The sequence below is a fragment of the Pseudomonas sp. P4_C1 genome (assembly GCF_056402155.1).
On the sequence record NZ_JBFUHY010000029.1, the window covers coordinates 21,867 to 34,468 of the forward strand.

Here is a 12,602-nt window from a genome sequence, read left to right on the forward strand (position 1 = left end):
AGCGTTGGTTCATTGCGAATTGAGCTCCCTTTGCAGCGCCCATATCTCCCGCTTCACTTCCATACGTCGATCCAGTGCAGTCTGGATGCCTGATGCGTCGAGGCCGCAGTATCGACGTAACCAGTGAGCCATCATTTCCGAATCCGGGTAGAAATAGTCTTTATGGCCTTTGCTGTTTCTTGGGTAGTCATTCATTTCGCCGTCGAAGCGCTCTGCAGAAATCTCGTCCGGCGGTAAAGAGCCCCGCTCAGCGGCAACACCCTGAAAAACCCAGGCGATTTCATCGATGTGTTTTTGCGCACTGCGATGGCTGCGCCGGTACAGGATGAACTGGCTGCAATTTTCTTGAAAGCGTTCCATCATCGGCTCGTCATCGACCCACTGAAGGATGTCGAACTGCCCTGCATGGCGTATCAGCCCGCTAATCCAGCGATCAGTAAAACGCTGAACAAACCCCTCGACGTCGGCCTTTTTGGCATCGGCGAAGATCATGCAGTAACGAGTCGGGATGTGAATGGCGAACAGCACATGTTTGCGTTGAACAGTGACGGCATGGACCAGCCACTGTTCGGCGGACTCATCAGGCTCATCGTCTTCTATGACGGGCGATGGTGGACTTTCCACCCTGGTGACTTTCTTGCCCTTGTGCACACGACTGAAGAATTTGCTGGCCGCTTCGGTGCAGTTGAAAATCAGCATCCCTGGTTCTCGGGTATTGGTTGGTCAGTCCTGCGGGACGATCTCGTCGACCCATTCAAGTTCGTAGGGCTGGCGAACAACCTCGGCAATGTATCTCAGCGCATCTTCGCTGAGAGTTGATAGCTCTGCCTCGGTCAGCAAGTCATGCATGACCATCAGCCACAAGCCCCGGAGCGCACTTGAACGGGATTGGCTGTTGTAGTCAAACGCCTGGGCCATATCCTTGTTTCGATCATGGATCATGCCGTAAAGCATGCCGTAGCGGGCATGAGCCGACAATGCGCCATGTTCTGCAATAGCCTTGGCATCGGCAAGAACACCTTGGCAGAAACGGTCGAGCGCAATCTTGCGCAGTTCCTTGAACTTCTTCCAGTCGCTTTCGAGGATCGGCATGAGATTCTCCTGCATGAAAACCTGAACAGTGCGAAGCGCTATTCTTGCGAAAAAAACCGCCTTTACCAACCCTCAATTCGCGTCGTGATTCCCTGGCGACTTCGACAGTTTCCCCACGCATCGGGACAGTCACCGCTCGTCCGGCCGAAAAGAAACTTCAAAAATTGCATTTGATCTCGGCTCAAAACAACTGTACAAAAACACAGTATATTTTGACCAATACTCTCGAGCCCGGAGAACACCATGGCCTCTCAAGCGATGAAAATCACCCTGGAACGTATCGCCCTCTTCCAATTCACCCCGGCCCACTGCGCCCAGGCCCGAGCGATGCTGGGCTGGAGTATGCAAGAGCTGTCGCGGGAATCCCGGGTTTCGGTGGAGGCCATTCAACGCTTCGAGGCGCGCCAGGAGGTGCTGGATGTCACACGTCTGGCACTGGCCTATCGGTTCGAATCGGAGGGGTTGGCGTTCTTCCCGGGGTTTGCGCCGGGTCGAGGGATGAATGTGAAGGGGTCGACGCCGAATCCGGTTGGGCGGGCGGATTTTGCGATGGTGGAGTGAGCCAATTCATCGATTGACGATTATTCCCATTTAGGTATATTTTCACATGAGTACAAGGAAGCCACTCCTGTGGGTTAGCAGCAGCAAAAAAGATCTCAAGCAGATGCCCGCAGATGTACAGGACGTTTTTGGCCACGCTCTTGATCTGGCCCAAAGCAGCAAGAAGCACCCGGATGCAAAACCACTGAAAGGTTTTGGTGGTGCTGGAGTCCTTGAGTTGATCGAGGACTTCGATACGAACACCTATCGCGCCGTTTATACCGTTCGTTTTGGCAATGCTGTTTATGTTCTGCACTGTTTTCAGAAAAAGTCGACCACGGGAATCAAAACCGCGCAGTGCGACGTCGATTTGATCAGGAAGAGACTTCAAGCGGCGCAGGAACACGCAAAAGGATCAGAACATGATTGAAATCGAAGAAAGCAGTGGCAACGTCTACGAAGACCTCGGGACACCCAACGCCAATGAAATGCGAGTCAAATCCCAATTGGCCGCAAAAATAGGCGAAATCATCAAGGCTCGTCATTTGACTCAGGTTCAGGCATCCGAAATTTTAGGTCTGTCACAGCCCAAGCTATCTGAAATGTTGCGCGGAAAATTTCGTGGGATCAGTGAGGCCAAGATGATGGAATGCCTGTTACTTCTCGGGCGTGATGTGCAAATCGTGGTCAAGTCGGCCCCGCGCTCACGCAAAGAAGGCCGAATTGACGTGGTTTTTAGCTGAGGTCTACACCTCAGCTAACTGCACTACGCGTTATGAGCGACCACCCGATCACTCTCCCCTTCCACCGCCAGCCACCACGCCCCACCGCGCTGCGGATGCATCAGGTTGAACGCCTCGCCCATCTGCGGTGTGGTGATCGATACGTTGCGTTCCCAGGCCAGGGCCAGGATGCGGTCGAAGGGTTCGTACCAGGCGTGCATCGACAGGTCGAAGGTGCCGTTGTGGATGGGCAGTAGCCAGCGGCCCTTGAGGTCGAGGTGGGCTTGCAGGGTTTGTTCGGGTTGCATGTGCACGTGCGGCCAGTCGACGTTGTAGGCACCGGTTTCCATCAGAGTCAGGTCGAATGGGCCGTACTGTTCGCCGATGCGTTTGAAGCCGTCGAAGTAGCCGCTGTCGCCGCTGAAGAAGATGCGTGAGTCGCCGTCGATCATCACCCACGAGGCCCAGAGGGTGCTGTTGCTGTCGAACAGGCCACGACCGGAAAAGTGCTGCGACGGGGTGGCGATGAACTGGATGCCATCGACTTCCGTGCCTTGCCACCAATCCAGCTGGCGGATTTTGCTGGCGTCGATGCCCCATTTGATCAGGGTGTCGCCTACGCCCAGCGGGGTAAGGAAATATTTGGTCTTGTTCGCGAGCTTGAGCACGGCCGCATGATCCAGGTGGTCATAGTGATCGTGGGACAGGATCACCGCTTCGATCGGTGGCAATTCTTCCAGGCTGATCGGTGGCTGGTGGAAACGCTTGGGGCCGGCCCACTGCACGGGCGAGGCGCGCTCGGCGAAGACCGGGTCGGTGATCCAGAACTTGTCGCGCAGCTTGAGCAACACCGTGGAGTGGCCCAGGCGATAGACGCTGTTGTTGGGCGCTGCGATCAACGCGGCTTGAGTCAGGGCTTGTACCGGGACGGGCGCGCTCGGGCGGGTGTTTTGCGGTTTGTGGAACAGCGCGTTCCACAGGATGCCCATGGTTTTGCCAAAGCTTAAACGTTGCACCGGCGTGAAGTTTTGGTACTGCCCTTGAGCCTGTCGGGACGCTTCAGGTGTGGAGGCGTTGTCCGCCGGGGAGTTTGAATTGGCCATGACTGAATGACTCCAGAAAAACCGCGCATGACGCGATTTTCCGCTTTGGGACGATAAATGGCCAAGGCACGCACGCATCAGCCGGACTTTCTATTTTTACTGGGCAGGATTAACAAAACATTACACTGCACAGTGTAGTTTCTAGGTTGCATCAAAGTCGATGACAAGTAAACTGCTGAGTGTAATTCTCCTCTTCCTCCTGCCGAAGCGTACTTATGACAGCTCCACAGCGCCTCACCGACCGAAAACGCCAAGCGATCATTCAAGCGGCGATCAACGAATTCCGTGACAACGGTTTCGAGATCACCAGCATGGACAAGATTGCTGCCACTGCCGGTGTGTCGAAGCGCACGGTGTACAACCACTTCCCCAGCAAGGAAGAGTTGTTCGCAGAAATCCTCAATCAGCTATGGATCCGGGTGACGGCGGAACAGGAAACGTCCTACCGTTCCGACCAGCCGCTACGCGAGCAGTTGCGTTCGCTGCTGATGGCCAAGCTGCAAATGATGGGCGATGACAATTTTCTCGACCTGGCGCGGGTGGCGATAGCGGCGACGATTCATTCCCCGGAGCGGGCGCAGGATATGGTGGCGCGAATGGGCGAACGCGAAGAAGGGCTGACAGTGTGGATTCGGGCCGCTCAAGCGGATGGCCGATTGAAGGCCGTGGCTCCCGAATTCGCCGCTCAACAGATCCATGGCCTGCTCAAGTCTTTTGCATTCTGGCCGCAGATTTCCATGGGGCAACCCGGCTTGTCAGCCGAAGAACAACACCGGGTGGCCGAGTCCGCGCTAGACATGTTTCTGGCCTGCTATCAGGTGCAATAAATGACAAGGTCAACGGCGGTGTCGAAGGATTGATGGCGCTGACTTGAATGGCGCAATGTGTTTCAGAATGAAACTGGCACTGAGGCTATAGTGAGCCTCAGTCCCAGCGCCAAACAGAGAGCATCATGACCAGCACCAGCCACGAAACCGCCGCCCACGTCGATCACCTGCGTTTCCATCGCCCTCATGCCCACCTCGCGCCGACCTTTGGCAATGACAAGTTTGCCCTGCGCGCCGAAGCCTTTGCGCGGTTCTTTGGCACACCGACTTTTCTCGGTGCACAAACGCTGATCGTGGTGGTCTGGGTGTGCCTCAACCTTTCCGGTTTCACCCACTTCGATTTGTACCCGTTCATCCTGCTCAACCTGGCTTTCAGCTTGCAATCGGCCTACGCCGCACCATTGATTCTGTTAGCCCAGACGCGTCAGGCCGCCCGGGACAAAGCCCAATCCGATGCCGATGCGCAGCACCGCGAAGCGCTGGCGACCGCCAACAGTGAGCGACAGGCGCAGGCCGCGAAAAACACTGCGCAACTGCTGGAGTTGCTTGAGCAGAACACCCGTCTCACGGAGATGACCAAGGCCCTCACCGAGCGCATCGAAAACCTGACTACGGAAATGCATCAGCACTTCGTGCGCAAGAATGAGCCTAAGGCCTGAATGGCTTCACGGCTGTTTCAGCGCCCGTCCCAACTCATCGAACAAGGTGACCACCGAGCGCAAGGCGCGGCAGTCGGGACGGGTCAGCAGCCATAGCGTGGTGTCGTATCCGTGCAACGGCTCGCCCAGCGGCTGTAATCCGTCGCCGATCAAAAAGTCCGGCAGCGCCGCTATACCCAGCCCCGCCCTGACCAGCTCGGTCACCGACAGCATGCTGTTGCAGCGATAGCCCGGCGTTACCCCCGGCAAAGCCTGGCGACGCCAGGTAACGGTCGGGTGATCGGGCAGGAAGTCATCCGGGGCGATCCAGGTCAATGCGGCCAGATCGGTGGTGTTGACCGATCGCAGGTATCGCTCGCTGGCACACACGCGGTAGGAAACATCCGCCAGCCGCCGTCCCACCAGATGCTCCGGAGGCGTGCGGGTCAGGCGCAGGGCGATATCGGCATCCCGGCGGCTGAGGTTGGCAAAATCATTGGACGTGCTGAGTTCGAGGGTCAGCGCCGGATAGTTCGGCATGAACTGCGCCAGCGCCGGCAACAGCAAACCTTGCAGGACCGAATCGGTACAGGTCAGGCGCACGATGCCACTGATCACTTCACCGCCCTGCTCGACACCAATGCGCGCCGCCTCCAGTGCCTGCTCGGCGCGCTCGGCCTGTTCCGCCAGGGACTGCGCCAGGGTGGTGGGCAGGTAACCGGCGCGGCTTTTTTCGAACAGTTGCCGACCCAGCGCAGCCTCCAGCCGGCGCACCGCTCGAAACACCGTCGAGACATCCACCCTCAGCAGTTGCGCGGCCCGGGCCAGAGAGCCGCCGCGCACCAGAGCGAGGATCAGGGCCAGGTCCGGGTAGTCCAGTCGATAGTGCGTCGCTGCATTGATCACTTGGGAAAACGCCAATATTGAATGCGTGAACGCCAATCTATAGTGGGCACCAGCAATCAACAAGTGTAGAGGCCTCGCATGGAAACCCGCCCGATTCGCATCGCCCTGATCGGCGACTACGACCCACAAGTCACCGCCCACCAGGCCATTCCCGTCGCCCTCGAAAGGGTCGCCGAACACACGGGCCTGAACCTGCACTGGCACTGGCTCGCCACCGATGAAATCCACGCCGAGACAGCGCTGCACACATTCGACGGTTTCTGGTGTGTGCCAGCCAGCCCGTACCGCAACACGGACGGTGCATTGCGGGCGATTCGTTTTGCCCGCGAACAGCGGCGACCTTTCCTCGGCACCTGCGGCGGTTTTCAACACGCGGTGCTGGAATATGCGCGCAATGTGCTGGGCTGGTCGGATGCCGAACACGGCGAGACTTCGCCCGATGCAGCACGGGCGCTGCTGACACCGCTGACGTGCGCGCTGGTGGAAGCGGTCGATACCATTCATTTACGTGAAGGCTCGTTGATCGCCCAGGCGTACGAAAGCTCCGAGATTCGTGAAGGCTATCGCTGTCGTTATGGCGTGAATCCGCAGTTCGAAGGGGAGTTGCTCAAGCGCGAACTTCACGCCGTCGGCCACGATTCGGAACACGGACTGCGGGCGGTGGAACTCAGCGGTCATCCGTTCTTTGTCGCGACTTTGTTCCAACCCGAGCGGGCGGCGCTCAAGGGCATCTTGCCGCCGTTGGTGAACGCCTTTGTCGAGGCCTGTGCGGGGCGCTCGGCATGATCGCCGATACGCCAGCGACGCCTTACTACGCGGTGATCTTCACCTCACTGCGCACCGAGGGCGATTTGGGTTACGCCGAAGCGGCCGCACGGATGCTGGAACTGGTCCGTGAACAGCCAGGGTTTCTCGGGGTGGAGTCGGCGCGGGGCGAGGATGGGCTTGGCATTACGGTGTCGTACTGGGCCAGTGAGGAGGCGATTCTGGCGTGGAAACATCATCCGGAGCATACGGCCATTCGCGAGCGTGGGCGCTCGACCTGGTATGCGCGGTGTCATACACGGGTGTGCCGGGTTGAGCGGGCTTATGGGTTCAGCCTGTAATTGATGCGGTGTTATTCARGCCGCCATCGCGAGCAAGCTCGCTCCCACAATTYGATCCCGGTCGGTCACAATATTTGTGCACGACAAAGAYCCACTGTGGGAGTGCGATTCGCGAGCGTGGGCGCTCGACCTGGTATGCGCGGTGTCATACGCGGGTGTGCCGGGTTGATCGGGCTTATGGGTTCAGCCTGTAATTGATGCGGTGTTATTCARGCCGCCATCGCGAGCAAGCTCGCTCCCACAATTTGATCCCGGTCGGTCACAATATTTGTGCACGACAAAGAYYCACTGTGGGAGTGCGATTCGCGAGCGTGGGCGCTCGACCTGGTATGCGCGGTGTCATACRCGGGTGTGCCGGGTTGAGCGGGCTTATGGGTTCAGCCTGTAATTGATGCGGTGTTATTCAGGCCGCCATCGCGAGCAAGCTCGCTCCCACAATTCGATCCCGGTCGGTCACAATATTTGTGCACGACAAAGATCCACTGTGGGAGCGAGCTTGCTCGCGATGGGGCCAGTCAATTCACCGCAAAAAAACTCAACCCCGAACCAGACTGCGAACCGCCGAAATCTCCGGCACTTCCCGCCGGTTCATGTACACCCGCAACGGCTCGGTGATGTTGATCCGGTCATCGATATTCTGGTCCAGCAGCAACTGAATCAATTCGCGCTTTAGCGTCATGGTCTGCCCGGGACCAGTGACCCAGACAAATTCGCTGGTCGGGATGATGCCGTCGTCTGCCACGTCCATGCCGAACGAGTCTTCGCTGAAACGCACGATGTAGTGGCCGGTCTTGCGGTTGAGGCCGACGAAGCCTTTGAGTTGGTCGGCAGCCTGGCAGATGAGCTGGGAAGTGATGCGCATGGTAAACCCCGCAATGGTGATCGTTGGTTTGCACGCAGGGCCTGCGTTTCCCTCTGCCGGGGAATTGCAGGACCCCAGCGTACTGCAACCGGGCGCACAAAAACGCTGACGAACATCAGCTTTGGACAGGTTCGTGTCGGTCTCGCGATAGCGCCTGCAATGATCAGTTGTTAAAAGGGACGCCCCCTCATTGCGAAAGGATCTCGACCATGCCCGTAACCTTTACTAAAAGCGCCCTGTTACTGAGCCTGTTGCTCGGCCTGTGCGTCGGCCACGCACAGGCCGCCAGCGAACCCGGTCCCGCGGCACTGGCGACCCGCCTGGGCATTCCGCATCCAGCGGTGATCGCTCACCGTGGCGCGTCTTTCGATGCGCCGGAATCCACCGCCGCCGCCTACAAGACGGCCCGCGACCTGGGCGCCGACTACCTGGAAATGGACCTGCAGCGCAGTAAGGATGGCGTACTGTTTGCCCTGCACGACAATAATCTGCAACGCACCACCGACGTTGCCAGCAAATTCCCCGAGCGCAAGGACAGCCCGGCCAATGCGTTCACCATGGTCGAGCTGAAAACCCTGGATGCGGGCAGCTGGTTCAATGCCGCGTACCCGGATCGCGCACGTCCCGCCTTCGCGGGCCTGAAGATTCTGACCCTTGATGAAATCATCGACATCGCCGAGGGCAACTCCCTGCACAAGCCCGGCCTGTACATCGAGACCAAGGAGCCGAAGCAGTTTCCCGGCATCGAACACGACCTCAAGGAAAAACTTCAGGACCGCGGCTGGCTGAGCCCGACCGGTTCGAAACTGGCAAAAAGCGAGTTGGCGGTCGGCCAGGGCAAAGGCAAGGTGGTCCTGCAGACCTTCGAGAAGAGCAGCCTCGAACTGCTGCAAAAGGAAATGCCGAAGGTGCCGAAGATCCTGCTGTTGTGGGTCGGTGAAGGCAGTATCGAGCCCAAGTCCAAGGTGAAATTTGCCGAGTCCGGCGCCAGGGACAAGGCCGCGTACTACGCCGCACAGGAACCGAAGGACAAAGCCGAATTCCAGCGTTGGGTCGACTACGCGAAGGCCCAGGGCGCCATAGGCACCGGCCCGTCCGCCGCACTGACCCAGGGTGGCGACCAGAGTTATTCGGATCTGGTGCAACCGTGGATGAACCAGTACACCCACGATCAGGGCCTGCTGGTGCACGTCTACACCATCGACGAAGCGGTGGACTACCAGAAAGTCATGGACGCCGGAGTCGACGGCATCTTCACCAACCGCGCCAGCGAGTTGTTGAAGTTCTATAAACGCCCGGCGGCGAGTGTCGATCAAGTATTGAAGAACAACGGCTATTGAGCCCTGCCTGGCACGACACCGAGGTGCCTGCATCGCGAGCAGGCTCACTCCCACAGAGGGATTGATGCAGGACATGCAGAGGGTTTTAAGGGTGGATTAAGTTACACAGGCTAGCCTGATCTCACTTGAACGGATCACCCAAGGAAAGAAGCCCATGAAGACCCTGACTGCTTTGTTGACCGCTGCAACCCTGACCTTTGCCGCGGGCCTGGCCCAGGCCGATGTGCGGGTCGATGAGATCCCGCAACTGGTCAAGGACGGCAAGATCAAGGCGCTGGAAGATCTGAACAAGATCGCGCTGGATCTGCACCCGGGTGCAACGATCAACAAAACCGAACTGGACAACTACTTCAACGGTTACGAGTACGAAGTCGAACTGCGTGACGCCAAGAACGTCGAGTGGGATGTGGACATCGATGCTTCCAACGGCAAGGTCCTGAAGAACAAACAGGACACGTAATCGCGAAACGCACAAAAGCCGCACGATCGAGAAGTCGTGCGGCTTTTGTGCATTCTGGGTTCAAGCGCTCAGGCGCGCCGTCACCTCGTTCAACTGCCCCGACAAACCGTGCAGGTTGCTGCTGGCCGCTTCAGTGCGCTGCACGTTGTCCAGGTTGGTGCTGGCGATGCTGGTGATCTCGGTGAGGTTGCGCGAGATGTCTTCGGCCACCGAGGTCTGTTCTTCGGCGGCAGTGGCGATCTGGCGGTTCATGTCACGGATGGCCTCCACGGCCAGGGTGATGCGTTCGAGCATGGCGCCGGCCTCGGTCACTTGCTGCACGCTTTGTTCGCTGCGCGACTGACCGCTTTCAATCGCCTGGGCCGCTTCGATTGCACCGGTCTGCACGGTCTGGATGATCTGGTTGATCTCGATGATCGACGCCGCCGTGCGCTGGGCCAGGCTGCGCACTTCATCGGCCACCACCGCGAATCCGCGTCCGGCCTCACCGGCGCGGGCCGCTTCGATGGCGGCGTTGAGCGCCAGCAGGTTGGTCTGTTCGGCGATGCCGCGGATCACTTCCAGGACCTTGCCGATGCGCCCGCTGTCGGTTTCCAGTTGGCGAATGACCGTGGCGGTGTTGGCGATTTCACCGCGCATTTGGGTGATGGTGTGGATGGTGCCCTGCATGACTTTTTCGCCCTGTTGGGCGGACTGGTCGGCATCGTCGGCGGCCCGCGCCGCTTCAGCGGCATGACGGGCCACTTCCTGTGCGGTAGCGGACATTTCGTTCATCGCCGTGGCCACCTGATCGGTGCGATTGAACTGCTCGTTGGTACCGCCGGCCATCACGGTGGCGATCGAGTTCAACTCACCGCTGGCGCTGTCCAGGTCAGACGCGCTGCGCTGCAAACGGCTGAAGGTTTCGGCGAGGAAATCGCGCAGGGTGTTGGCGGCCATCGCCAGTTTGCCCAACTCGTCCTGACGGGTGCTGGCGACGCGCTCGGCAATACGCCCCTGGCTGAGCTGTGCCACGTATTCGATCAATTTGCGGATCGGCTCGACCAGGTTGCGGTTGACCAGCCACAGGCTCAGCAGGCCGATCAGCAGCCCCGAAACCAGCATCACGATAATTCCCAGCAACACCGTGCGATCGGCAGCGGCGCTGATTAGAGTCGATTGTTCGGCGCCCTGCTTGCGCAATTCGCTGACCAGTTCGCTCATCTGATCGCTGGCCGCGCGGTCCATGCCCTTGACCGCGGTGTCGCCCGCCGTCGGGTCACCACCGGCGGCCACGAACGCGTCCCGGCCCTTCTGATAGGCCGCGCCCAATTGGCGATGCTCGTCACGCAAGCGCTCGATGCGGCTCTTGAGCTGCGGCTCGATGCCCTTCTGCCCGGCCAGTTCGCCAAGGCTGTTTTGCACATCGCGCTGACGGTCTTCGAATTGCCCCCAGTACTTGCTCAGGTCCGCCGGTTGCTTGCCACGTAACAGGACGTTTTTCCACTCCTGCACCTGCACCTTGAATTGCAGGTTGGCTTCATCGATCAGTTGCGAGGTATGCAGCGGGCCCTCGATCAGATTGGCGTAGCTCTGCACGCCGCTGGACAGGAAGTGAAAGCACGCCAGGGCGATCAACAGCATCGCCAGCAGGCTGCCGCTCAGCAGCGCGAGAATTTGTGCTCTCAGGGACTTTTGCAAAAACATCGGAGGGTACTCATGACAGGAATGAGGCACGCCCGTAAAGGCGTGAAAAGTGTCCGGACATCCCTGTCTGCGGTCCCGGCCGAGGCCTGCGGCGCGCAACTCAACCCAAGCGTGATCGGCTAGCCAGAGCGGTTCTTGAGAAAATCCCGACCGCCGGTAGCGCAATCGTTTGCGTTATTTCCCCGTCACAAAAACGTCATCCCGCCTTGCGATGATGCCGCTCAAGTGAACCTGCGAAACCTGCGACAGGCGTCTCTCCTTGCGAGCCCTCATGAACCACAGCATCGATCACAGTCATCGCGACACGGATCTGTTCGGCCTGCTCTACGGTTTCAGCTTTCACCCCGGAGAGGCTGGCCGGGAAATCAATTCGGCCGAGGCCTTGCAGTACCTGCAACAACCGGAGAGCGACGAGCAATTTCTGTGGCTGCACCTGAACCTCGCCCATGCCGCGTGCGAGCGCTGGATGAAGAGTCATCTGGAATTGCCCGAGGAATTTTTCGAAGCGCTGCACGAAGGCTCACGCTCGACGCGCATCGAACATGTCGATTCGGCGTTGCTGGCGGTGGTCAACGACGTGGTGTTCAACCTCAGCAACATGGTCTCGTCGGACGTCTCGACGCTTTGGGTGTGCGCCCGCAGCCGGCTGATCATCAGCGCCCGCCTGCAACCGCTGCACTCGGTGGACAAACTGCGCTCGTCGGTGAAGGCCCGGGAATGCTTTCGCTCCCCGCTGGAGTTGCTGGTGCATTTGCTGCGCGACCAGGGTGAAGTGCTGACCCAGATCGTGCGCAAGACCAGCCAGAGCGTGGATCAGATCGAAGATGAATTGCTCTCTTCGCGGCTGTCGACCAACCGCGCCGAGCTGGGCGCCAATCGCCGGGTGCTGGTGCGTTTGCAACGGCTGCTGGCGCTGGAGCCAGGCTCCTTGCTGCGCCTGCTCAACCGGCCACCGCAATGGCTGCAAAAGGAAGACGTGAAGGAGCTGCGCAAATCCACCGAGGAGTTCGCGCTGATCATCAACGACCTCACGGCGCTGGGTGAGCGGATCAAGTTGTTGCAGGAAGAGATCGCCGCCAACATCAACGAACAGACCAACCGCACGCTGTTCACCCTGACGGTGGTGACGGTGCTGGCGCTGCCGATCAACATCATCGCCGGCTTCTTCGGCATGAACGTCGGCGGCATTCCGCTGGCCGGCGATCCGCAGGGTTTCTGGATCCTCGTGGCGCTGGTCGCGACCTTTACCGTGATCGCCGGGCGCTGGGCGTTTCGCAAGCAGCAGGATTATTGAACGCACCCGGCCCCCTGTGGGAGCGA

Annotated in this window: 16 protein-coding genes and 1 pseudogene; 11 read left to right on the forward strand and 6 right to left on the reverse strand. The window is 59.2% G+C overall.

Annotation, left to right across the window (positions count from 1 at the left end; translation table 11 throughout):
• Positions 1–9 precede the first annotated feature (9 nt).
• Positions 10–699 (reverse strand): DUF6933 domain-containing protein, encoded by a 690-nt coding sequence (locus AC1DU9_RS17095; protein ID WP_223459333.1) that lies wholly within the window; start codon positions 697–699, stop codon positions 10–12.
• A 24-nt stretch (positions 700–723) separates the two neighbouring features.
• Positions 724–1,092, reverse strand: a complete 369-nt coding sequence (locus AC1DU9_RS17100; protein WP_223459335.1) for a hypothetical protein — start codon at positions 1,090–1,092, stop codon at positions 724–726.
• Between the two features lie 243 nt (positions 1,093–1,335).
• On the opposite strand from AC1DU9_RS17100, the gene AC1DU9_RS17105 reads away from it, so the two are divergent.
• The 3 genes from AC1DU9_RS17105 to AC1DU9_RS17115 are packed head-to-tail and all read left to right on the forward strand — an operon-like array spanning position 1,336 to position 2,375.
• A complete protein-coding gene (locus AC1DU9_RS17105; RefSeq protein WP_223459337.1) occupies positions 1,336–1,653 on the forward strand; it encodes a helix-turn-helix domain-containing protein in 318 nt (105 codons plus the stop codon).
• Between the two features lie 46 nt (positions 1,654–1,699).
• Positions 1,700–2,062 carry a type II toxin-antitoxin system RelE/ParE family toxin gene (locus AC1DU9_RS17110; RefSeq protein WP_263289677.1) on the forward strand — a complete coding sequence of 121 codons (363 nt, stop codon included), beginning with the start codon at positions 1,700–1,702 and terminating at the stop codon, positions 2,060–2,062.
• The gene (locus tag AC1DU9_RS17115; RefSeq protein WP_223459339.1) at positions 2,055–2,375 is read left to right on the forward strand and encodes a helix-turn-helix domain-containing protein; all 321 of its coding nucleotides are present in this window, start codon (positions 2,055–2,057) and stop codon (positions 2,373–2,375) included. Before AC1DU9_RS17110 ends, AC1DU9_RS17115 begins: the two co-directional genes overlap by 8 nt.
• Positions 2,376–2,398: 23 nt before the next feature.
• Here the strand turns inward: AC1DU9_RS17115 and AC1DU9_RS17120 are convergent, their stop codons facing one another.
• On the reverse strand, positions 2,399–3,457 hold the full coding sequence (locus tag AC1DU9_RS17120; RefSeq protein ID WP_223459341.1) for an MBL fold metallo-hydrolase: 1,059 nt from the start codon (positions 3,455–3,457) through the stop codon (positions 2,399–2,401).
• Positions 3,458–3,672: 215 nt separating this feature from the next.
• Here AC1DU9_RS17120 and AC1DU9_RS17125 point away from each other — a divergent pair, with 215 nt between their 5' ends.
• Together AC1DU9_RS17125 and AC1DU9_RS17130 are read left to right on the forward strand one after the other, a co-directional pair.
• Positions 3,673–4,284, forward strand: coding sequence for a TetR/AcrR family transcriptional regulator (locus AC1DU9_RS17125; RefSeq protein WP_223459343.1), 612 nt, complete (start codon positions 3,673–3,675; stop codon positions 4,282–4,284).
• 125 nt (positions 4,285–4,409) lie between these two features.
• Positions 4,410–4,943, forward strand: a complete 534-nt coding sequence (locus AC1DU9_RS17130; RefSeq protein WP_223459345.1) for a DUF1003 domain-containing protein — start codon at positions 4,410–4,412, stop codon at positions 4,941–4,943.
• Between the two features lie 6 nt (positions 4,944–4,949).
• Here AC1DU9_RS17130 and AC1DU9_RS17135 read toward each other — a convergent pair whose 3' ends face one another.
• The gene (locus tag AC1DU9_RS17135; protein WP_223459347.1) at positions 4,950–5,891 is read right to left on the reverse strand and encodes a LysR family transcriptional regulator; all 942 of its coding nucleotides are present in this window, start codon (positions 5,889–5,891) and stop codon (positions 4,950–4,952) included.
• Positions 5,892–5,906: 15 nt separating this feature from the next.
• Between AC1DU9_RS17135 and AC1DU9_RS17140 the strand changes: the two genes are divergently transcribed.
• From AC1DU9_RS17140 to AC1DU9_RS17150, 3 genes and pseudogenes are all read left to right on the forward strand, one after another.
• Positions 5,907–6,614 (forward strand): CTP synthase C-terminal region-related (seleno)protein, encoded by a 708-nt coding sequence (locus tag AC1DU9_RS17140; RefSeq protein WP_223459349.1) that lies wholly within the window; start codon positions 5,907–5,909, stop codon positions 6,612–6,614.
• Positions 6,611–6,934 (forward strand): antibiotic biosynthesis monooxygenase family protein, encoded by a 324-nt coding sequence (locus AC1DU9_RS17145; protein ID WP_223459352.1) that lies wholly within the window; start codon positions 6,611–6,613, stop codon positions 6,932–6,934. The genes AC1DU9_RS17140 and AC1DU9_RS17145 overlap by 4 nt, the downstream gene beginning before the upstream one ends.
• 101 nt (positions 6,935–7,035) lie before the next feature.
• Positions 7,036–7,128 (forward strand): annotated as a pseudogene (locus tag AC1DU9_RS17150) (antibiotic biosynthesis monooxygenase); the annotation flags it as partial.
• 341 nt (positions 7,129–7,469) lie between these two features.
• Here AC1DU9_RS17150 and AC1DU9_RS17155 read toward each other — a convergent pair.
• The gene (locus tag AC1DU9_RS17155) at positions 7,470–7,796 is read right to left on the reverse strand and encodes a DUF2025 family protein (RefSeq protein WP_223459357.1); all 327 of its coding nucleotides are present in this window, start codon (positions 7,794–7,796) and stop codon (positions 7,470–7,472) included.
• Between the two features lie 209 nt (positions 7,797–8,005).
• Between AC1DU9_RS17155 and AC1DU9_RS17160 the strand changes: the two genes are divergently transcribed.
• Entirely contained in the window at positions 8,006–9,136 is a 1,131-nt protein-coding gene (locus tag AC1DU9_RS17160) for a glycerophosphodiester phosphodiesterase (protein WP_223459359.1), read from the forward strand.
• 154 nt (positions 9,137–9,290) lie between these two features.
• Entirely contained in the window at positions 9,291–9,596 is a 306-nt protein-coding gene (locus tag AC1DU9_RS17165) for a PepSY domain-containing protein (RefSeq protein ID WP_223459361.1), read from the forward strand.
• A gap of 60 nt (positions 9,597–9,656) precedes the next feature.
• On the opposite strand, the gene AC1DU9_RS17170 is transcribed toward AC1DU9_RS17165, so the two are convergent.
• A complete protein-coding gene (locus AC1DU9_RS17170; RefSeq protein WP_223459363.1) occupies positions 9,657–11,282 on the reverse strand; it encodes a methyl-accepting chemotaxis protein in 1,626 nt (541 codons plus the stop codon).
• Between the two features lie 271 nt (positions 11,283–11,553).
• On the opposite strand from AC1DU9_RS17170, the gene AC1DU9_RS17175 reads away from it, so the two are divergent.
• Positions 11,554–12,576 carry a transporter gene (locus tag AC1DU9_RS17175; protein WP_223459365.1) on the forward strand — a complete coding sequence of 341 codons (1,023 nt, stop codon included), beginning with the start codon at positions 11,554–11,556 and terminating at the stop codon, positions 12,574–12,576.
• The last annotated feature ends 26 nt before the right edge of the window (positions 12,577–12,602 follow it).